17 protein-coding genes are annotated in these 19,649 nt (G+C 66.4%); 14 read left to right on the top strand and 3 right to left on the bottom strand.

Annotation, left to right across the window (positions count from 1 at the left end):
- Positions 1-17: 17 nt before the first annotated feature.
- Positions 18-1,217 carry an ABC transporter substrate-binding protein gene (locus AC07PZ_RS06625; RefSeq protein ID WP_495294253.1) on the bottom strand — a complete coding sequence of 400 codons (1,200 nt, stop codon included), beginning with the start codon at positions 1,215-1,217 and terminating at the stop codon, positions 18-20.
- Between the two features lie 252 nt (positions 1,218-1,469).
- Here AC07PZ_RS06625 and AC07PZ_RS06620 point away from each other — a divergent pair, with 252 nt between their 5' ends.
- From AC07PZ_RS06620 to AC07PZ_RS06580, 9 genes are all read left to right on the top strand, one after another.
- Positions 1,470-2,834 (top strand): aromatic ring-hydroxylating dioxygenase subunit alpha, encoded by a 1,365-nt coding sequence (locus tag AC07PZ_RS06620; protein ID WP_495294252.1) that lies wholly within the window; start codon positions 1,470-1,472, stop codon positions 2,832-2,834.
- Positions 2,821-3,357 (top strand): aromatic-ring-hydroxylating dioxygenase subunit beta, encoded by a 537-nt coding sequence (locus AC07PZ_RS06615; protein WP_495294251.1) that lies wholly within the window; start codon positions 2,821-2,823, stop codon positions 3,355-3,357. The genes AC07PZ_RS06620 and AC07PZ_RS06615 overlap by 14 nt, the downstream gene beginning before the upstream one ends.
- Positions 3,358-3,389: 32 nt before the next feature.
- Positions 3,390-3,980: a cysteine hydrolase family protein gene (locus tag AC07PZ_RS06610; protein ID WP_495294552.1), complete on the top strand. Its 591-nt coding sequence runs from the start codon at positions 3,390-3,392 to the stop codon at positions 3,978-3,980.
- Positions 3,977-4,771: an SDR family oxidoreductase gene (locus AC07PZ_RS06605; protein WP_495294250.1), complete on the top strand. Its 795-nt coding sequence runs from the start codon at positions 3,977-3,979 to the stop codon at positions 4,769-4,771. The genes AC07PZ_RS06610 and AC07PZ_RS06605 overlap by 4 nt, the downstream gene beginning before the upstream one ends.
- A 276-nt stretch (positions 4,772-5,047) precedes the next feature.
- A complete protein-coding gene (locus AC07PZ_RS06600) occupies positions 5,048-5,617 on the top strand; it encodes a PAAR domain-containing protein (RefSeq protein ID WP_495294249.1) in 570 nt (189 codons plus the stop codon).
- Complete coding sequence (locus AC07PZ_RS06595) at positions 5,559-6,266, top strand: hypothetical protein (protein ID WP_495294248.1); 708 nt, start codon at positions 5,559-5,561, stop codon at positions 6,264-6,266. The genes AC07PZ_RS06600 and AC07PZ_RS06595 overlap by 59 nt, the downstream gene beginning before the upstream one ends.
- Positions 6,211-6,804, top strand: a complete 594-nt coding sequence (locus AC07PZ_RS06590; protein ID WP_495294247.1) for an Lcl C-terminal domain-containing protein — start codon at positions 6,211-6,213, stop codon at positions 6,802-6,804. Before AC07PZ_RS06595 ends, AC07PZ_RS06590 begins: the two co-directional genes overlap by 56 nt.
- Positions 6,805-6,919: 115 nt before the next feature.
- Positions 6,920-7,489 (top strand): hypothetical protein, encoded by a 570-nt coding sequence (locus tag AC07PZ_RS06585; protein ID WP_495294246.1) that lies wholly within the window; start codon positions 6,920-6,922, stop codon positions 7,487-7,489.
- Positions 7,486-8,127, top strand: coding sequence for a hypothetical protein (locus tag AC07PZ_RS06580; protein ID WP_495294245.1), 642 nt, complete (start codon positions 7,486-7,488; stop codon positions 8,125-8,127). Before AC07PZ_RS06585 ends, AC07PZ_RS06580 begins: the two co-directional genes overlap by 4 nt.
- Before the next feature lie 144 nt (positions 8,128-8,271).
- Here AC07PZ_RS06580 and AC07PZ_RS06575 read toward each other — a convergent pair whose 3' ends face one another.
- Together AC07PZ_RS06575 and AC07PZ_RS06570 are read right to left on the bottom strand one after the other, a co-directional pair.
- The gene (locus AC07PZ_RS06575; RefSeq protein ID WP_495294244.1) at positions 8,272-8,505 is read right to left on the bottom strand and encodes a DUF2789 domain-containing protein; all 234 of its coding nucleotides are present in this window, start codon (positions 8,503-8,505) and stop codon (positions 8,272-8,274) included.
- Positions 8,506-8,667: 162 nt separating this feature from the next.
- The gene (locus tag AC07PZ_RS06570; protein WP_495294243.1) at positions 8,668-9,783 is read right to left on the bottom strand and encodes an AraC family transcriptional regulator; all 1,116 of its coding nucleotides are present in this window, start codon (positions 9,781-9,783) and stop codon (positions 8,668-8,670) included.
- Between the two features lie 383 nt (positions 9,784-10,166).
- Here AC07PZ_RS06570 and AC07PZ_RS06565 point away from each other — a divergent pair, with 383 nt between their 5' ends.
- The 5 genes from AC07PZ_RS06565 (at position 10,167) to AC07PZ_RS06545 (ending at position 19,638) form a co-directional block, all read left to right on the top strand.
- On the top strand, positions 10,167-11,405 hold the full coding sequence (locus AC07PZ_RS06565) for a dienelactone hydrolase family protein (protein ID WP_495294242.1): 1,239 nt from the start codon (positions 10,167-10,169) through the stop codon (positions 11,403-11,405).
- Between the two features lie 372 nt (positions 11,406-11,777).
- Positions 11,778-13,046, top strand: a complete 1,269-nt coding sequence (locus tag AC07PZ_RS06560; protein ID WP_495294241.1) for an efflux RND transporter periplasmic adaptor subunit — start codon at positions 11,778-11,780, stop codon at positions 13,044-13,046.
- A gap of 9 nt (positions 13,047-13,055) precedes the next feature.
- Complete coding sequence (locus AC07PZ_RS06555; protein ID WP_495294240.1) at positions 13,056-16,244, top strand: efflux RND transporter permease subunit; 3,189 nt, start codon at positions 13,056-13,058, stop codon at positions 16,242-16,244.
- Between the two features lie 29 nt (positions 16,245-16,273).
- Positions 16,274-17,788: an efflux transporter outer membrane subunit gene (locus AC07PZ_RS06550; protein ID WP_495294239.1), complete on the top strand. Its 1,515-nt coding sequence runs from the start codon at positions 16,274-16,276 to the stop codon at positions 17,786-17,788.
- Between the two features lie 179 nt (positions 17,789-17,967).
- Positions 17,968-19,638 carry a Na+/H+ antiporter gene (locus tag AC07PZ_RS06545; protein ID WP_495294238.1) on the top strand — a complete coding sequence of 557 codons (1,671 nt, stop codon included), beginning with the start codon at positions 17,968-17,970 and terminating at the stop codon, positions 19,636-19,638.
- Positions 19,639-19,649 lie beyond the last annotated feature (11 nt).

Genomic DNA, 19,649 nt, shown 5'->3' with positions numbered 1-19,649 from the left:
CAGGCCGATTCAAACACTCACTTCATCGCACACGCCTCCACCGACGGATCCACGTGGTCCGTCATGGTGGTGCCGACCAGGCGGTTCGTCAGCTTGCCCTGCGCGTCCTTCTCGACCACGCGGGTGTAGAGGTTGTGGATCGGGTACTGGTTGGTGTTGAAGCGGAACGGCCCGCGCACCGACTGGAAGTCGGCCTTGCGCAAGGCCTTGCGCAGCGCCTCGTGGTCTTCGATCTTGCCGCCGACCGCGCGCACCGCGCTGTCGAGCAGCAGCGCCGTGTCGTAGGCCTGCGATGCATACAGCGTCGGCGTGCGGCCGTAGACCTTGCGGAAGTCGGCCACGAACTTCTGGTTGGCCGCGTTCGGCAGGTCGGCCGCCCACTGCGAGCTGTTGTAAAGCCCGGCGATCGGCTCGCCGATCGCCGCGATGGTGTCCTCGTCGGCCGAGAAACCCGGCGCCAGCAGCGCGACCTGCCTGCCGAGCCCCGAGGCGCCGAACTGCTTGATGAAGTTCACGCCCATGCCGCCCGGCAGGAAGAAGAAGATCGCGTCCGGCTTGGCGGCGCGCATCGTCGCCAGTTCGGCCGCGTAGTCGAGCTGGCCCATCTTGGTGTAGATCTCTTCGACCACCTCGCCCTTGTACTGGCGCTTGAAGCCGGTCAGCGATTCGCGGCCGCCCGGGTAGTTGGGCGCGATCAGCGCGACCCGCGCGAACTTGCGGTCGGTCGCGTACTTGCCGACGGCCTGCGGGATGTCCTCGTTGTGCCAGGCGACCGAGAAGAAATTGCGGTCGCACTTGGCGCCGGCGTAGTCGCTCGGGCCGGTGTTGGGGCTCAGGTAGATCGTGTCGTTCGACAGGATGGTCGGCAGCACCGGCAGCAGCACGTTGCTGAACACCATGCCGGTCATCACGTCGACCTTGTCGCGCTTGAGGAAGCGCTCGACCGTCTGGCGTGCGCTGTCGGCGTTCTGCTGGTCGTCGACGATGGTCATCTCCACCGGCAAGCCGCCGAGCTTGCCGCCGCCATGCTGGATGCCGAGGTTGAAACCGTCGCGCACCTCCTGGCCGATCACGGCGCCGGGGCCCGAGAGCGTGGTCAGAAAGCCGATCTTCACGGCGTCCGCCGCATGGCTCGCCGTGGTGGCGGCCATGGCCGCGATGGCAAGCGCGAGCGTGGAGGCAAGGGTCAGCTGTTTCATCAGGGTGGGTCGTGGCATGCGAAAGCTCCGGTGGGGCTCAACGGGTTGGGGTTGCCGCGAAGTATGGGAAGGCACTCCGCGCGCAGCTATCCGTAAACCGCAAGCGGCGGATGGCGGCCTGTCCGATTTCGGCAGTGCATCAGCCGGCGGCCCGGCGGCGCCGTTGCCGATTCCGGATAGCGCGCTTGCGGATCGCGGCTAGTGCACGCCGGCCCGCATGCCGACACTGGCCCGATCGACCCGACCCCGCTCGCCCCACAGGAGACCCCGATGACGATCGACCACGATGAGCTGGACCGCCTGGTCCGCCCCGACAGCGTGCACAAGCGCGTCTACACCGACCCGGCCATCTTCCAGCTGGAGATGGAACGCATCTACGGCCAGGCCTGGATCTACGTCGGCCACGAGAGCCAGGTGCTGGCCACCGGCGACTTCCACACCACCCGCATCGGCGACCAGGACGTGGTGCTGGTGCGTGCGCAGGACGGCGCGGCCAAGGTGCTCTACAACCGCTGCCCGCACAAGGGCGCGAAGCTGGTGCCCGAAGGCGACGGCTGCGCCGGCAAGTTCTTCCGCTGTCCGTACCACGCGTGGACCTTCAAGCTCGACGGCACGCACCTCGGGGCGCCGATGCGCAACGGCTTCGAGGGCACGGCCTATGACCCGGCCGACCCGCAGTTCTCGATGGCGCCGCTGGCGCGGGTCGACAGCTACCGCGGCTTCGTCTTCGCGAGCCAGAGCGCCGATGGGCCGGGGCTGGTCGAGTTCCTCGGCGGCGTGGCGAGTTCGATCGACAACCTGTGCGACCGCTCGCCGACCGGCGAGGTCGAGGTGGCGGGCGGCGTGTTCCGCGTGATGCAGGAGTCGAACTGGAAGGTGTTCTACGAGAACCTGCACGACACCATGCACGCGCGAGTGACGCACGAGTCGTCGGTGGAGGCCGCGCGCGCCGAGGCCGAAGCCATCGGCGAGATGCCCTTCGAGCTGCTGATCCAGGACGGCAACGGCGAGCCCTATGCCTTCTGGGAAAAGCTGGAACTGCGCGCCTACCACCGCGGCCATGGCTACATGGAAGGCATCTTCGACCCCGGCGCCGCCACGCGCGACCCGGTGTCGCGCGCGCACTTCGACTGCCTGCAAGAGGCCTACGGCGAAGCGCGCGCCCGCGAGATCCTCGGCATGGCACGGCACAACACCATCCTGTACGGCAGCGGCTCGCCGCACAACGTGTTCCAGCAGTTCCGCGTGATCCGGCCGGTGACGGTCGACCGCACGCTGGTCGAAATCCAGCTGTTCCGCTGCAAGGGCGCGCCCGACGCCGTGTTCGACCGTGCGCTGACCTACGCCAACCTGATCAACTCGCCATCTTCGAACGTGATGCCCGACGACGTCGAGCTGTACCGCCGCTGCCAGCAGGGCAACCAGAACCGTGGCGGCGAGTGGGTGAGCCTGCACCGCTACGTCGGCACCGACCGCACACTGCCCGACGGCGCGGTGTCGACCAACGGCACCAGCGAGCTGCCGATGCGCAACCAGTTCGCGGCCTGGCGCGAGTACATGCTGAATCCGCCCGCATCGACTTCGGCGCCCATGGCTGCAACCGCCTGCGAAGGAGGCTGCCATGCAGCTGCTTGACCGCGCCTTCGACGTCTCGACCCAGCCCGTTTCTCCCGCGCCGGCCGATGCGGCATTGCGCGCACGCGTCGAAGCCTTCCTGTGGCACGAAGCGCGGCTGCTCGACGAGCGCCGCTTCGACGACTGGCTCGCGCTGTGGACCGACGCCGGCCGCTACTGGATGCCGCGCCACCACGGCCAGCGCGATCCGTTCACCCAGATCTCGCTGTTCTGGGAAGACCGCATGCTGCGCGAGACCCGCGTGCGCCGGCTGCTGCATCCGCGCAACTGGTCGCAGCAGCCGCCGACGCGCAGCAACCGGCTGGTCGGCAACGTGCACATCGACGGGCTCGACGCCGACGGCCACCTGATCGTCTGTTCGAACCTGCATTACGCCGAGTACCGGCTGGAGCCGCGCCAGCTCGCGGGCCAGGTCTTCCACAAGCTGGCGGTGGATGACGGCGGCGGCTTCCGCATGCAGCTCAAGCGCGTCGACCTGATCAACTGCGACAGCGTGTTCGGCAACCTGGAGGTCTTCGTGTGAGCGCGCAGACCGACCTGCGCGCCATACCGCCGATGGTGCTGGCGCTGCACTACCAGAACGAGACGCTGCACCCCGACGGCCGCATCCGCGTCGGCCTCGCGGCGGGCGACCCGGTGCGCGAGCAGGTGGTCGCGGCGGCATCCGCCTTGCTCGCGGGTGCGCGCCAGCGCGGCTGGCCGATCGTGCACGTGCGCATCGCCTTCCGGCCCGACTACGCCGACTGCCCACGCAACACGCCGATCTTCCGCAAGACCGTCGAACTCGGTGCGGTGCGCGACGGCGAATGGGGCGCCGACTTCCTGCCCGAACTCGCGCCCCGGGCGAGCGCCACCGAACACGTGGTGACGCACACGCGCATCAGCGCCTTCGCGGGCACGCCGGTCGAGCAGCTGATGCGACTGTTCAACACGCAGCGCCTGCTGGTGGCCGGCGTGGCGACGCATTCGGTGGTCGAAGGCACGGTGCGCGACGCGGCCGACCGAGGCTTCGACGTGTTCGTCGCGGCCGACGCCTGCGCCGCCGCCGACCGCGCGGTGCACGACGCCGCGCTCGCGAGCATGGCGTTGGTTGCAACGATCACGACGGTTGCCGACGGCTTCGCGACGCTGGAGGTGGCGGCATGACGCGGCTCGACGGCAAGGTCGCCATCGTCACCGGCGCCACGCAGGGCTTGGGGCTGGACGTGGCGCGCGGTCTGGTGGCGGCCGGCGCGCGCGTGATGCTCGCGGGCATCGACGACCCGGCCGGCCTCGCGGCGGCCAGGTCGCTCGGCGACGCCGCGATCTACCTCGACACCGACATCACCGACGACGCGCAGATCGCGCGCTGCATCGCACGCACGCGCGCCCGCTTCGGCGGTCTCGACCTGCTGGTGAACAGCGCCTGCGTGTACGACGACGCGGGCGTCGCGTCGACGCGCGCCCAGTGGCTGAACACGCTCAACGTCAACCTGGTGTCGGCCGCGATCTTTGCGCAGCAGGCGGCGGCAGTGATGCCGCGTGGCTCGGTGGTGATCAACCTGGGCAGCACCGGCGGCAAGTTCGGCGCGGCCGGCCGCGCGACCTATCCGGCGTCGAAGGCCGGCATGCTGCAGCTCACGCGCAACCTGGCCGTGACGCTGGCGCCGCAAGGCATCCGTTGCGTGAGCGTGTCGCCGGCCTGGACCTGGTCGCCCGCGATGGAACGCATGAGCGGCGGATCGATCGAGAAGGCGGATGCGGTCGGCGCGCGGGTGCATCCGCTCGGTCGCGTGGGGCGCGGCGAGGAAGTCGCGGCGGCGGTGGTGTTCGCGTGTTCCCCCGCGGCGTCGTGGATTACGGGGGTGGATTTGCCGGTCGACGGCGGGTTCTCGAGCCTGGGGCCGGATCAGGGCCGCTCCCCTCGCGACTGGTTCGCGGAAGAGCGAGGGAAGTAGGCGTTCTAGGTTAGACACCAATCGATGCGCTCAGCGGATCGCCATGGTCATCCATTGGCCAGCAATCGATATCAAAGCATTTGTACTTTTCAATACGTAGAAAACTGACAATTCGCTGCCTGTTCAAAGGACACGAATTTTATTTTTTACAATGCATGCGAACTAATTTATCCGCGCACCGCATTCAACGCTGAATCTGCGAAATTCAGAGATCGCAATAGCGGACTTGCGCGCTAAGATCCCCTCCGTTCTGTATACAAACAAGTGGAGGTCGCAATGGCGGCGAGAACAAATCTCTATGGAAGGGCCCAAGTCCTCAAGGGCGACATGACATCGCACAGCGGTGTCGTTTTGTCAGGGAGCGCCACTTCCGATTGGTACGGCATTCCCATCGCTCGCAAAGGCGACGGCGTTTACTGCCCGAAGTGCAAGCCGCATTTTTTCAAAATCGAGGAGGGCTTGTCCAATTGCATCGACCGTGGTGCAGAAATGGCAGGTGATGGGCATTTGACAACTTGCGGGGCCAAACTGATTGCGCAGACCGCGCCGCCATCGCTGATGGGCGCTGCAATTGCTGCCAGCGGCGGCAAGCCAGCAGACCACGGCATCACTTTTGACCGATTTTTCCTGGTCAAGGACAAGGCAACCGAAAAAGGCAAACCCGATATCCCATACCGAATCACGCTCGGCAATGGCGATGTGATTGAAGGCGTGACCGATGCAGGCGGGCACACCCAAAAAGTGTATTCAGACCAAGCAACAACAGCAAAATTGGAGGCTCCCTATTATGGCAACAACAACAGCACCACTCACCCCGCACACGGATCAGACGCCTGCGGTTGCTGAAGTCACCAAGGAGTTGAGCGGAAAGCAGTGGTGCAGTCGCTTTCCGGGCAGTCTCCAGGAAAGTGACCTGAACGAACCGTTCAAGACCGATCTTGGTAAATTTATTGCGGCCATGAGGGCTGCAGGAATGACAGTACAAGTCAACGCAACCTTTCGACCAGATAAACGCGCGTTTCTGATGCATTACAGCGGAAGAGTGGCAAGCGGAGAAATCGCACCCAAAGATGTTCCCACCTATGCCGCGCATAAAGTTACAACTTACATCGCCCCGCAAGATCAGGGCGAATTTGCCATCAATTTCGAGATCGAATGGGATCATGGCGATCTTGCGAAATCCATTCAAGCTGCCGACGCCATGCAACGTGGATATCAGACAGTTTTTCCTCCTGCCTATCCATCAAAGCACACCGCGCGACTGGCAGTTGACATGTGGATTACGTGGACCGGAACCGCTGTTGAAAAGCCAGCACCTCATTTTGAGATAACGATGAAAAATGGGAAAAATGAAGATGTGATCATTTCAACAAGCATGCAAAATGTTGACCATGATACCGCCTGCTACAATGAAACATTGCAGGCTGTCGGAAAAAGCTATGGCATACAAAAACTGGTGCGAGACAAACCTCATTGGTCAGATAATGGCCGATAAATTACCAATCATTTTTCTGGCTGCAATGACTGCCTTAGCTAGCCAATCCGCCTGCGCGCAGATGGTTGCTACCACCAATGATGCTACGCGCTACGAATTTCACGGCAATCGTGTGTACGACAAACAGACCGATCTATCCTGGATGAGATGCAGTGTGGGCCAGCAATGGCGAGCTCCCGACAGGTGTATTGGAACGCCCAAAGGATTTACGTTCTACGAGGCACAGCGGTTGCCCAAGAAAAACTTTGCATGGCGCGTTCCATCCCCATTCGAATTTGCAACGTTGTTTCGCGGGCAGCTTAAAACCCCTCCCACAAACGAAACAACGGGGATGCCAAAGATCAATACCCAAGCCTTTCCCGACATGGACCCATCCCAACTCGTGTATTGGACCAACGAGACAACGAGCTCCACAAATGCATGGTTCGCTGATTTCAACAATGGCGACGTCGATTTTGTCTATGGCGACTACGGTTTTTTACATCAGAAATTCCCGGTCAGATTGATGCACACGGGAAACTTCGGAGATGGTGGCTAACCTTCATCATGAACAGGTTCTACCCGAGGTCGAGTTGATTGGAAGCAGCCACTCGTTTCGCACATGGGTTCAACTCGTGCAGAGTGCTTGTCAATTCTACAGAGCATCGTCAATTATGAAAATAATGCCGTTGGCGCCGTTGTTTGCAATCTTCGCCGTTGCTGCATCGGCTGCACCACTTTCCGCAAATCAGCCATTCACTTACCCTAAAGATGTGCTGCGTCTAATGGGCGACCGCGAACTCTGCAACCACTTTGCTGGTGAAGAGCCGTATGACGCAGACCGGAGAAAAGAAATTGAGAAAGGTGCACGCATATGCATCGGCCTCGATAAAAGGTTAGCCATGCTTAAAAGGCGCTACGCCCGAAACTCGCAAGTCACGGCCAAGCTGCGGATGTACGAAGATCTGCTCAAACTTGGCGGCAACAGCGTGCCAGAAGATGTTCGCAACTACGCCTACGATAGATCAAGGTGCGAGTCCTTGAAGAGGGAATTTGACTCAACCTCTTCGAAGAATTCGGCAAAGCGTGATTCTTTAGCGAATATTTTTGACAGCATATGCTTGACCTCACAGGACAGCACCTTGTTATCCCTGCGCGGCAAGTATGTCAAAAACAATGAACTCATGCGGCTGTTGAATGGAATTGACTTTCTAAGTCCTTCAACGGTACAGCAGACCCGATGAATACCGCACTCCCGCAAACTCACATGCTCGCCATGAATTCACATCAGAGCCGAATAATGGTAATTAAAACACTGATTTTAGGCGGACTTCTGGCTTTCATGACGAGCGCATTCGCCGAGTCTGCGTCGTTCGGTTTTGTTGAGTTTCAAGGGGATAAAATTTATCTCCACACACCCAGCTCCCGCGCATCCATTCGAAGCGCCGCCTTGCAGTATGCTGACGAGAAAAATAAGTCTGCCTGTTGCATTCGAGTGAGTTCAAAGGATGTGCTGCCGGGTGGGGAAGGCTCAACGTACGACACGCCTACATCTTATTTCCGGCACGAGATCAGGCCACGGCCGCCCTTTCCAAAATTTAACTTTCCGTTTATCGGCATGGCATTGATCAATGTACATGGCCACATCCAATCGAGCGCCGCATCAATGACCGCCAAAGCCGGAGACGGGTCGATCGTATTGATAGAAAAGTGTTTGGAGAGGGAGGGCGTCGACCTCACGACCACCGCCTCATTTCCTGTCAAGAATCTTTATTACTACTTGGGGTATGAGATCGACTTGAATGACGTAGCAGGCGAACCGATCTGTGAAGGTGTTGTCACTCCATCGCCTAAACCATCATCCAGCATTGTCGGAAACTAGGGTTGGTTTTGCATAGCGCAAACCGGAAGAGGCTTGGCGCGTGCCAAGGGGCTATGAAATCGCCGTAAATCAGCCGTTCACTTACCCCAAGTGGGCAGGGCGACGGTACAAGTGCGGTGGCAAGCGCCGGTTGGCCGCCGCCGGCTAATCCCGCAACGCCAGATTCAGTTGATCCACGGCCTCCGCCCAGTCCGCATCCTCAAGGATCTCCTCGCGCAGGAATTGCGCCTGGGCGGCCGTCCACCAGGGCGCGTCGGCGAGCCGCACCGTGTCCGGCAGCGGCCGATGCTTCGCAATGAAGCCCTGGACATCGGCCTCGTCGCTGGGGAGGCCGAGTTGTTCGAAGAGCGCGTGGAAGGTGTGGGGGCCGAGGTTCATGAAGCAATCCTTGTGCATGTCGATGCGCCAGGAGGGCGCAACGTGGTTGCCCTGTTGTACGAGCGAAGCGCATCGCCGCAGCGTCGGCCGTCACGCCGCCCTGGACGTCGGCAGACGGCCGGCGAAGACAGAAGGAAGGCGGAACGAAGTTCCCGTCGCGGCCTACCGCTTGCCCAACGCCGTCTGCCGCGGCAGCTCTCCGAAGCGCTCCCGGTAATACGCCGAGAAGCGCCCCAGATGCCCGAAGCCGAACTCCATCGCCGCATGGGTGACGAGGCAGTCCGGGTCGCGCGCCAGCATCTGGCGCGCGGCTTCCAGGCGGACGTGCCGCAGCCACACCATCGGGCCGACGCCGAAGCGGCGCTTGCAGTACATGTGCAGCGTGCGCGCGCTCACGCCCGCGGCGCGGGCGAGGTCGTCGAGCGACAGCGGCGCGTAGAGGCGGCTGCGCATGTAGCGCTCGGCGGCGGCCAGCGGCGGCTCCAGCTCGTCGGCGCTCGGCAGCGCGGCGTTGGCGATCAGGGCCCGGCTGTGGTGATCAAGGTGATCAAGGTGATCGGCGTGATCGGCGTGATCGGCATCTTGGTCATCCGCCGTTGAAGCGCCAGCAGCCGGGCGCTGCTGCGTCAGCAGGAAGTAGGCGAGGCTCTGCTCCACATGGTCCAGCCACGCCGGGTTGCAGGCCGCGGCCGCATCGGCGTCCGTCGCGCCGGCGGCCACGGCCGGCAGCGCCAGCTCCATCAGCGACTGCACCAGGCCGGCCCATTGCGCCGACGCGCCACCTTCGAGCACCGTCGCCGGATGCAGCGGCGCGCTGCTGCCGGCCGACAGCGGCTGCGCGGGCCAGGCACTGCGCACGGCCGCGTCATGCACCAGCGCGAGCGGCACGCGCAGCAGCAGTTGCTCGCAATCGCGGCTCCAGCGCAGGCGCACGTTGCGGCGCGGCGCGATCACCGCGGCCTGGCCGGCCGCAATGGAAACGCAATGGCCGTCGCTCTCGATCTCGGCGCTGCCGCGCAGCGGCATCTGCACCAACGCAAAGCCGTCGAAGGGCTTCGGGTTGATCTCGACCTCGGGCCCGTAGCGCAGGATGAACATCTGCAGCCGCCGTGAGCCCGCGCTGTAGAGCGACGAATCGACCGAGCCCGCGCCGCAGCGCACGCCGTGCTCCACCAGCGCGTGGCTCAGGTATTCCTTCGACGGTTCGATGTCGTTCGACGAGAAGATCGGGCGGCGGTAGAGCCGCGACAGGTCCATGGTCTGCAGCGCGGGGCTCATTGCAGCCGCTCCGGTGGCACGACGGCGGCGCAGGCGCAATGAACGGCACAGGCCTGCGCCCGGGACGGATGAAGCGGAACGGTGCGTGACATGGGCGGTACCTCGTTCGCAGCGCCGGAAGCGCTCGTGGGTGGAGCCGGTTCTCTCGGCCGCGCCGCAGCGCTAACCCGGCCGGCAGGCCTTCGTGTCGTGCAAGAGCTATGCCCGTCCGTCAGCGGCGTGCCGGGCCATTCGTCGCTGCGCGACGGCCACTGTCCGGAAACGGCGGCGAATGCCGTCGCCGAGCGCGAATGGCCTGCGTTTTCCGGATAGCTGCCGCCCCTCTTTTGCGGTGTGATGCGATGTCTACAACTCCCCCACGCCTGCCACCGCGGGCCGCCACCATGAGCAGAACCATCACCGTGCCCGCCCTCGACGGCAGCGGCAGCTTCTCGGCCTACCTCGCGCTACCGGCCGGCGGCAAGGGCCCCGGCATCGTCATCGCGCAGGAGATCTTCGGCGTGAACGCCAACATGCGCGCCACCGCCGACCTGTATGCGGAGGAAGGCTACGTGGCGATCGTTCCCGACCTGTTCTGGCGCCAGAAGCCGAACGTCGAACTCGGCTACACGCCGGCCGACTTCGAGCAGGCCATCGGCTACTTCCAGGGCTTCGACCTGGACAAGGGCATCGACGACATCCAGGCCACGCTGAACACGCTGCGCACGTTGCCCGAAGTCGAGACTTCGGTCGGCCAGGGCCTGGTCGGCTTCTGCCTGGGTGGCCGGCTCGCGTACTTCGCGGCCTGCCGCACCGACGTGTCGGTGGCCGTCGGCTACTACGGCATGGGCATCGAGCATGCGCTGGACGAGGTGTCGAAGATCAAGGGCCGCCTGGTGCTGCACTTCGCCGAACTCGACGGCTACTGCGACGCCGCCGCGCGCGACGCCATCGTGGCCGCCACGAAGGCCAACAAGCGCATCGAGGTCTACACCTACCCCGGCGTCGAACACGCCTTCGCGCGCATCGGCGGCATGCATTACGACAAGCTCGCGACCATGATGGCGCAGCAGCGCACCATCGCCACGCTCAAGCGCGAGATCGGCCCGGACTTCGACCTGTCTGCGCTGTGGGAGAAACATTGCGAATACGAATTCGGCACCCGCAACGTGGAGGACACCATGTCGACCATGGTCGCCGAGCCCTACGTCAACCACATCCCGACCATGACCGGCGGCGTGGGCTACAAGCAGCTATACCGCTTCTACAAGCACCACTTCGTGCACGGCAACCCGCCCGACATGGCGCTGCGGCCGCTGTCGCGCACCATCGGCGCGAACCAGATCGTGGACGAGTTCGTGATGACCTTCACCCACACGACCGAGATCGACTGGATGCTCCCCGGCGTGGCGCCCACGGGCCGATACGTCGAGATCCCGATGCTGGGCGTGATCCGTTTCCGCGGCGACAAGCTGTGCCACGAACACATCTACTGGGACCAGGCCAGCGCGCTGGTGCAGATCGGCCTGCTCGACCCGACCGGCCTGCCGGTGGCGGGCGTGGAGACCGCCAAGAAGCTGATCGACGAGACGGTGCCGTCGAATGGGCTGATGGCGCGGTGGGCGAGTAGCGAAGGGTTGTGAGGGGCTGGGACTGACGCGCCAGGCCGGCGAACGCCCCGAGGCGCCACCGGGCGGCGCCAGCGCCAGGACCCTCGCATGGTGACGGCAGGGCCATGGCGCCCGGGGCGCCAGGGGTGCAACAGATGCCTTTCATATATGCACGGTGCAAACTCCCTAGTTGCCTCGGCCTGCGCTGCCCCGTATATTCCCAGCGCCCCCAGGTTCACCCGCCTTGGCACCGTGCTTGCTTGGCTCCAACCCACGCCCAGCAAGTATTTCCACTCGGTAAAGCAGCCCTTTGAGACGCTATCGACACTGAACTCGTTCAGACTTCGCTGTTTCATCGTTGTCCTGCCATCCGAGCTGGATTCCGTCTCCGTCCCTAGAGAACCTATGCCGCCCTCTGCCCGCCATGCGTCTTTCGTCGATCGTTTCCGGGGCCTTCGCATCGGCTGGGCGCTGAGCCTTGCGGCTGCCGGCCTGCTCGCGGCGGGCTGTTCCAAGACCGAAGCGCCGAAAACCGCCGCGTCCACCCAGCCGCGCGAAGTCGGCGTCGTCAGCATCAAGCCCGAGCGCATGGCGTTCCAGACCGAGCTGTCGGGCCGCACCGTGGCGCCCGTCATCGCCGAAATCCGCCCGCAGGTGGGCGGCATCGTGCAGAAGCGGCTGTTCACCGAAGGCTCGCTGGTCAAGGCCGGCCAGGTGCTGTACCAGCTCGACCCGGCCACCTTCGAGGCCGCCCACGCCAGCGCGCAGGCCAGCGTGCGCAAGGCGCAGACCACGGTCGCGACCACGCGCAACACGGCCAAGCGCAATGCCGAGCTGGTCAAGATCGACGCGATCAGCCAGCAGGTCAACGACGACTCGCAGGCGCTCGCGGCGCAGGCCGAGGCCGACCTCGCCGTGGCGCAGGCCAGCGCCCAGGCCGCGCGCATCAACCTGGGCTACACGCGCATCGTGTCGCCGATCTCGGGCTGGGCGGCGCTTTCCACCGTCACGCCCGGTGCGCTGGTCACCGCCAACCAGGCGACCGCGCTGACCACCGTGCAGCAGCTCGACCCGGTGCACGTGCACGTCACGCAGTCCAGCGCGGAGCTGCTGCGCCTGAAGCGCGAGCTGGCCGCCGGCCGCATGCAGCGCGGCGATTCGGACGAGGCGCCGATCAAGCTGCTGCTGGAAGACAGCAGCACCTACCCCCACGCCGGCAAGCTGACCTTCAGCGGCGTGACGGTCGATGCCGGCACCGGCAGCGTCACGCTGCGCGCCGTGGTGCCCAACCCCGACCGCCTGCTGATGCCCGGCATGTACGTGCGCGCGGTGCTGCAGGAAGGCATCGACGAGGCGGCGCTGCTGGTGCCGCAGCAGTCAGTCACGCGCGCGCCGGACGGCAGCGCGTCGACACTGGTCGTCACGGCCGAGAACAAGGTGGTGAAGCGGCCGATCACGGTCGGCCGCGCCATCGGCAACCGCTGGCAGGTGCTCAAGGGCCTGGCCGCGGGCGAGCGTGTGGTGTTCGACGGCGTGCAGCGCGTGCGCGTGGGTGACACGGTCAAGCCGGTCGACGTGCCGGCCGCCGGCACGGGCGTGACGCCGACCGGTACCGCGCCGGTGCCGGTCGCCAGCGCGGCCCCGAACGCCGTGCCGCCGACGGCCGTCCGCTAGGAGCCCCGCATGGCGCAGTTCTTCATCGACCGGCCCATCTTCGCGTGGGTCCTGTCCATCATCGTCATGCTCGCGGGCCTGATGTCGATCCGCACGCTGCCGCTGGAGCAGTACCCGGACATCGCGCCGCCGCGCGTGTCGATCAACGCGACCTACACCGGCGCCTCGGCCAAGACGGTCGAGGACTCGGTCACGCAGGTGATCGAGCAGCAGCTCAAGGGCCTGGACAACCTGCTCTACATGACGGGCACCAGCAACTCGTCGGGCATCTCGCGCATCCAGCTGACCTTCAACGCCGGCACCAACAACGACGTCGCGCAGATGCAGGTGCAGAACAAGCTGCAGCAGGCGATGTCGCGGCTGCCGCAGGCGGTGCAGAGCCGCGGCGTGACGGTGACCAAGGGCGGCAACGACTTCCTGATGATCGTCTCGATGTACTCGGGCGACAACAGCGCGGACGCGGTCGACGTGGGCGACTACATCACCAGCAACCTGGTCGACGTGATCAGCCGGATCGACGGCGTGGGCGAAGTGCAGACGCTGGGCACCGGCTACGCGATGCGCATCTGGCTCGACCCTGACAAGCTGCGCAAGTACGCGCTGATGCCGTCGGACGTGACCAGCGCGCTGACCGCGCAGAACGCGCAGGTGTCGGCCGGCCAGCTGGGCGCGCTGCCGGCCACGTCGTCGCAGCAGCTCAACGCGACCATCACGGCGCGCAGCAAGCTGCAGACCGTGGAGCAGTTCGAGGCGGTGGTGCTGCGCGCCACGGCCGACGGCGCCGTCGTGCGACTGCGCGACGTGGCGCGCGTGGAGCTCGGCGCCGAGAGCCTGACGGTGCGCTCGCAGCTCAACGGCAAGCCGGGCGCCGGCATGGGCATCGTGCTGGCCGACGGCGCCAACGCGGTGGCGGTGGCCGAAGCGGTGAATGCCAAGGTGGCCGAGCTCAAGCCCTTCTTCCCGAACCAGATCGAGACCTTCGTCAGCTACGACACCACGCCCTTCGTGAGCGCGTCGATCGAGGAGGTGATCAAGGCGCTGGTCGAAGCCATGATCCTGGTGGTCGTGGTGATGTACATCTTCCTGCAGAACTTCCGCGCCACGCTGATCCCCGCGATCGCGGTGCCGGTGGTGCTGCTGGGCACCTTCGGCGTGCTGTCGGTCACCGGCTTCTCGATCAACACGCTGACCATGTTCGGCATGGTGCTGGCCATCGGCCTGCTGGTTGACGATGCCATCGTGGTGGTCGAGAACGTCGAGCGCGTGATGAGCGAGGAAGGCCTGTCGCCCAAGGAGGCGACCAAGAAGTCGATGGCGGAAATCACGCCCGCGCTGGTCGGCATCGCGATGGTGCTGTCGGCGGTGTTCATCCCGATGGCCTTCTTCGGCGGCTCGACCGGCGTGATCTACCGCCAGTTCTCCATCACGATCGTCTCGGCGATGGTGCTGTCGGTGCTGGTGGCGCTGACGCTCACGCCCGCGCTGTGCGCAACGCTGCTCAAGCCGGTGGCCAAGGGCGCGCATTCGCCGCACGGCGCGCCGCGCAAGGGGCCGTTCGGCTATGTCGACCGCTTCTTCGCCGGCTTCAACCGCGGCTTCGACAAGGGCGCCGACCGCTACCAGGGCGTGGTGGCCGGCATCGTGAAGCGCGGCAAGCGCACGCTGCTCGTCTACGTGCTGATCTGCGTGGCGATGGCGGTGATGTTCCTGCGGCTGCCGACCTCGTTCCTGCCGGATGAAGACCAGGGCTTCGTGTCGGTGCAGGTCACGCTGCCGCCGGGTGCGTCCAACGCGCGGCTGCAGCCGGTGGTGACGCAGGTGCAGGACTACTTCATGAAGCAGCCCGAGGTGGAGAGCATCAACTCGATCACCGGCCAGAACGGCGACCAGAGTTCGGCGCGCGCCTTCGTGAAGCTGAAGGACTGGGCCGAGCGTCCGGGCGCCGACCAGTCGGCCGCGGCCATCGCGCGGCGCGCCACGCGCGAGCTGTCGCGCATCCGCGATGCGCGCATCTTCGTGGTGCTGCCGCCCGCGGTGCGCGGCCTGGGTTCCAACGCCGGCTTCAACTTCTACTTGAAGGACCTGAACGCACTCGGCCACGACGCGCTCGTGAAGGCGCGCGACCAGGCGCTGCGGCTGATGGGCGAGCACAAGGAAGTGTCGAACGTGCGCAGCAACAACCTCGAGGACACGCCGGAGTTCGTGGTGAACATCGACGACGCGCGGGCCGGTGCGCTGAGCCTGACGACCACCGCCATCGACAGCACGCTGTCGAGCGCGATGGGCGGCACCTACGTCAACGACTTCCTGAACAGCGGCCGCGTGAAGCGCGTGTACATCCAGGGCGACACCGATTTCCGCATGCTGCCGAGCGACATCGACCGCTGGAGCGTGCGCAACACGCTGGGCCAGATGGTGCCTTTCGCGGCCTTCTCCAGCAGCCGCTGGGGCTACGGCTCGCCGCAGCTCATCCGCTACAACGGCAGCCCGGCCTACGAGTTCGTCGGCGACGCGGCACCGGGCGTGAGTTCGGGCGCGGCGATGGCCGCGGTGGAAGACGTGATGCGCCAGATGCCGCCCGGCATCGGCTACGAATGGACCGGCGCGTCCTACCAGGAACGCCTGTCGGGCGCGCAGGCGCCGATGCTCTACGCGATCTCGATCCTGTTCGTGTTCCTCTGCCTGGCCGCGCTGTACGAGAGCTGGTCGGTGCCCTTCTCGGTCATCCTCGTGGTGCCGCTGGGCGTGGTCGGCGCGCTGCTCTTCACCGGGCTGCGCGGGCTGAACAACGACGTGTACTTCCAGGTCGGCCTGCTGACCACCGTGGGGCTGTCGTCGAAGAACGCGATCCTGATCGTCGAGTTCGCCAAGCAGTTGCAGGAACAGGGCAAGAGCGTGCTCGACGCCACGCTGATGGCGGTGCGGTTGCGGCTGCGCCCGATCCTGATGACCTCGCTGGCCTTCGGCTTCGGCGTGCTGCCGCTGGCCATCGGCACCGGGGCCGGCGCGGGCGGCCGCCAGGCGATCGGCACCGCGGTGCTCGGCGGCATGGTGGTCGGCACCGCGCTCGGCATCTTCTTCGTGCCGCTGTTCTTCGCGACGATCCGCTCGATGCTCGCGCGCAAGCCGAAGGCGGGCGACCAGCCCGCAGCACCGCACGCGCCCCTCGGCGGCCCCACCGAACAGGGAGCGCACTGATGCGGCACGCTCTTTCGAACCCGACCCCGATGAATCGCAAGCTCCGCCCGACACGCCTGCTGCGCACGCTGACGGCCGCCGCGCTGCCCCTGGCCGTGCTGTCCGGCTGCATGAACCTCGCGCCCTCGTACACCCAGCCCGCGGCACCCGTGCCGGCCGCCTGGCAGAGCGCCGGCGCGGTGCCCGCGAGCGCCACGGCCACGGCGCCGATGAACACCGGCTGGCGCGACTTCCTGGTCGACGAGCGCCTGCGCGGCACCGTCGAACTGGCACTCGCCAACAACCGCGACCTGCGCGTGGCGGCGCTCAACATCGAGCGCGCCAATGCGCAGTACGGCGTGGTGAGCGCGGCCACGCTGCCCACCATCGCGGGCACCGGCGGCGGCACCCGCACGCGCACGCCGGGCAGCGTGTCGACCAGCGGGCAGTCGCGCATCGCGTCGCAGTTCAGCGCCAACCTGGCGATGACGAGCTACGAGCTGGACTTCTTCGGCCGCGTGCGCAACCTGAGCGAATCGGCGCTGCAGAGCTACTTCCAGGTTGAAGAGACGCGGCGCAGCACGCAGATCAGCCTGGTCGCGTCGGTCGCGACCGCCTGGCTGCAGCTGGCCGCCGACCAGCAGCGGTTGCAGCTCGCGCGCAACACGCTGGCCAGCCAGCAGAAGTCCTACGACCTGATCGAGCGCAGCCATGCGCTGGGTGCGCAGTCAGGCCTGTCGCTGTCGCAAGCGCAGACCACGGTCGAGAGTGCGCGCGCCGACGCCGCCAACTACGACGCGCTGGTCGAGCAGGACCGCAATGCGCTCGCGCTGCTGGTCGGCACGACGCCGCCCGCGGCGCTGCTGCCGCCGCTGGACGCGCCGCTCGCCGCGTCCGCACCGGTCACGCAGCTGCTGGCACCGCCGGCCGAGCTGCCTTCGAGCGTGCTGCAGCAACGGCCGGACGTGCTCGCGGCCGAACACGCGCTGCAGGCCAGCAACGCCGACATCGGCGCGGCGCGCGCGGCCTTCTATCCGCGCATCACGCTGACCGGCTCGGCCGGCTCGGCGAGCAGCAGCCTGTCGGGGCTGTTCGACAGCGGCAGTTCGGCCTGGACCTTTGCGCCGTCGATCACGCTGCCGATCTTCAACAACGGCGCCAACAGTGCGAGCCTGCGCGTGGCCGAGACGCAGCGCGAGATCCAGCTGGCCAATTACGAGAAGACGCTGCAGACCGCCTTCCGCGAGGTGGCCGATGCGCTGGCCGCGCGCCGCACGCTGGGCGAGCGGCTGTCGGCGCAGCAGGCGCTGCTGGCCGCCACGTCGCGCAGCTTCGAGCTGTCGCAGGCGCTGTTCCGCGCCGGCAGCGGCACCTACCTGAGCGTGCTGGACGCTCAGCGCACGCAGTACGCGGCGCAGCAGACGCTGATCACGCTGCAGCTGACGGAGCAGGCCAACCGGCTGACGCTCTACAAGGTGCTGGGCGGCGGCTGGAGCGAGCGCACGGTGGAGGCTGCGGCGAACGCGCCGGCCACGTCGGCGATGTCGCGCGCCAGCGGGGGCTGACGCCGGAACGGTGCGGGCGGGCGTGGGCGCCGCCGCGCCGTTGCATCCGCTTTGCGCCGCCTTTGCGCTGCGTTTACCCGCAAGCGACGCCGACCCCGCGGAACCGCGCCAGACTGCGCGTGCTCTGACCTTCGGCCGCGCGCCGAGGCGGCCGATGGCTTCGCACCGCACCGTACCGAATGCACACACTTCTTCCGATCCTGGCCATGCTGGCGCTCGTCGCCGGCTCCGGCCTGCTGGCGCGCGCCGTGCCGCGCATTCCATTGCCGCTGCTGCAGATCGCCATCGGCGCGCTGGCCGGCTGGCCGGCCGGCGGGCTGCATGTCAGCTTCCATCCGCAGATCTTCATGCTGCTGTTCATCCCGCCGATGCTGTTCGCGGACGGCTGGCAGATGCCGCAACGCGAGTTCGGCGCGTACAAGTGGCCGATCCTGCTGTCGTCGACGCTGCTGGTGCTGTTCACCGTCGGCGCGCTCGGCTGGCTGATCCACGTGCTGCTGCCCGGCCTGCCGACGGCCGAGGCCTTTCTGCTGGCCGCCGTGCTGTCGCCGACCGACGCGGTCGCGGTGTCGGCCATCCTGCAGCGGCACCCGGTGCCGACCAAGCTGCGCCACCTGATCGAGGGCGAGGCGCTGATGAACGACGCCGCCGCGCTGGTGGCCGTCAAGTTCGCGGTGGCCGCGGTGCTGACGCGGAGCTTCTCGCTGCCGCAGGCGCTGGCCGACTTCGTCTGGGTCGCGTGCGGCGGCGTGGCGGTCGGCATCGGCTTCGCCTGGTGCTTCAAGCTGCTGCACGACCGGCTGCTGTTCTGGCGCGAGGAACGTGCCGCCGCGCCGACCGTGCTGCTGCTGTTGCTGGTGCCCTTCGCGCCCTATCTGATCGCCGAGCACCTCGGGTTGTCCGGCGTGCTGGCCGCGGTCACCGCCGGCATGACGACCAGTGCCTTCGACGCGCGCAGCAGCCGCTTCAACGCCTTCCACCTGCAGACGCAGAACGTGTGGAGCGTGATCCTGTTCGTCTTCAACGGGCTGATCTTCACGCTGGTCGGCCTGCAGGTGCCGCAGCTGGTGCAGCACCTGCCGCTGCCGCATCCCGACCTGCCGACCGCCGCGCACATGGGTTTTGCGCTGCTCAGCACGGCGCTGCTGATCGCGCTGGGCGTGCTGGCGGTGCGCTTCGTCGGGCTGGCCGGCGGCGGCTGGCTGGCACGCGGTTTCGGGAAGCGCCGCGCAACGGGTGCGCGCGCCGAGCTGCCGCTGCTGGCCTGGTCGGGCATCGCGACGCTGGGCGGCACGCGCGGCGGCATCACGCTGGCCGCGGTGCTCGGCGTGCCCTTTCTGATGCCCGACGGCAGCGACTTCCCGGCGCGCGAACTGCTGGTGTTCCAGGCCACGATGGTGATCGTGCTGTCGCTGCTGATCGCCAGCTTCGGCCTGCCCTGGCTGCTGCGCCGGCTGGCGCTGCGCACCGGCAATCCGCATGCGCGCGAAGCGGCCTGGGCGCGCGACCGCGCGGCACGCGCCGCCTTGCGCACGCTGGAATCAACCGACGCCGCAGCCGGTGACGCCACGCCGCCCGACCCGATGCGCGCGCTGGTGCGCGCGCGCATCGACCACAGCTACCGCCACCGGCTGCGGCCCCATCAGCCGGGCCAGCCCGGCGACTCGGCCGCGCAGGTGCAGCAGGCGCTGGCACTCGAACGCCAGTTGCGGCTCGACGCGCTGCAGGCCGAGCGCGACGAGCTGCATCGCCTGCGGCTGGCGCACCGCATCAACGACGAAACGCTGCGTGCGCTGATCCACGAGATCGACCTCGTGGAGATGGTGATCCGCAGCCGGCCCGGCGGCTGAGCGGCCGGCCG

The organism is Variovorax sp. GW821-FHT10B04, assembly GCF_059415645.1.
The sequence above is the reverse complement of the archived record's forward strand: the minus strand, read 5'-3'. Positions and strand labels throughout refer to the sequence as shown.

Excerpts from the sequence above, each read along its gene's own strand:
- AC07PZ_RS06625 (WP_495294253.1), bottom strand. The coding sequence starts at position 1,217 with ATGCCACGACCCACCCTGATGAAACAGCTGACCCTTGCCTCCACGCTC.
- AC07PZ_RS06620 (WP_495294252.1), top strand. The coding sequence starts at position 1,470 with ATGACGATCGACCACGATGAGCTGGACCGCCTGGTCCGCCCCGACAGC.
- AC07PZ_RS06615 (WP_495294251.1), top strand. The coding sequence starts at position 2,821 with ATGCAGCTGCTTGACCGCGCCTTCGACGTCTCGACCCAGCCCGTTTCT.
- AC07PZ_RS06610 (WP_495294552.1), top strand. The coding sequence starts at position 3,390 with ATGGTGCTGGCGCTGCACTACCAGAACGAGACGCTGCACCCCGACGGC.
- AC07PZ_RS06605 (WP_495294250.1), top strand. The coding sequence starts at position 3,977 with ATGACGCGGCTCGACGGCAAGGTCGCCATCGTCACCGGCGCCACGCAG.
- AC07PZ_RS06600 (WP_495294249.1), top strand. The coding sequence starts at position 5,048 with ATGGCGGCGAGAACAAATCTCTATGGAAGGGCCCAAGTCCTCAAGGGC.
- AC07PZ_RS06595 (WP_495294248.1), top strand. The coding sequence starts at position 5,559 with ATGGCAACAACAACAGCACCACTCACCCCGCACACGGATCAGACGCCT.
- AC07PZ_RS06590 (WP_495294247.1), top strand. The coding sequence starts at position 6,211 with ATGGCATACAAAAACTGGTGCGAGACAAACCTCATTGGTCAGATAATG.
- AC07PZ_RS06585 (WP_495294246.1), top strand. The coding sequence starts at position 6,920 with ATGAAAATAATGCCGTTGGCGCCGTTGTTTGCAATCTTCGCCGTTGCT.
- AC07PZ_RS06580 (WP_495294245.1), top strand. The coding sequence starts at position 7,486 with ATGAATACCGCACTCCCGCAAACTCACATGCTCGCCATGAATTCACAT.
- AC07PZ_RS06575 (WP_495294244.1), bottom strand. The coding sequence starts at position 8,505 with ATGAACCTCGGCCCCCACACCTTCCACGCGCTCTTCGAACAACTCGGC.
- AC07PZ_RS06570 (WP_495294243.1), bottom strand. The coding sequence starts at position 9,783 with ATGAGCCCCGCGCTGCAGACCATGGACCTGTCGCGGCTCTACCGCCGC.
- AC07PZ_RS06565 (WP_495294242.1), top strand. The coding sequence starts at position 10,167 with ATGAGCAGAACCATCACCGTGCCCGCCCTCGACGGCAGCGGCAGCTTC.
- AC07PZ_RS06560 (WP_495294241.1), top strand. The coding sequence starts at position 11,778 with ATGCCGCCCTCTGCCCGCCATGCGTCTTTCGTCGATCGTTTCCGGGGC.
- AC07PZ_RS06555 (WP_495294240.1), top strand. The coding sequence starts at position 13,056 with ATGGCGCAGTTCTTCATCGACCGGCCCATCTTCGCGTGGGTCCTGTCC.
- AC07PZ_RS06550 (WP_495294239.1), top strand. The coding sequence starts at position 16,274 with ATGAATCGCAAGCTCCGCCCGACACGCCTGCTGCGCACGCTGACGGCC.
- AC07PZ_RS06545 (WP_495294238.1), top strand. The coding sequence starts at position 17,968 with ATGCACACACTTCTTCCGATCCTGGCCATGCTGGCGCTCGTCGCCGGC.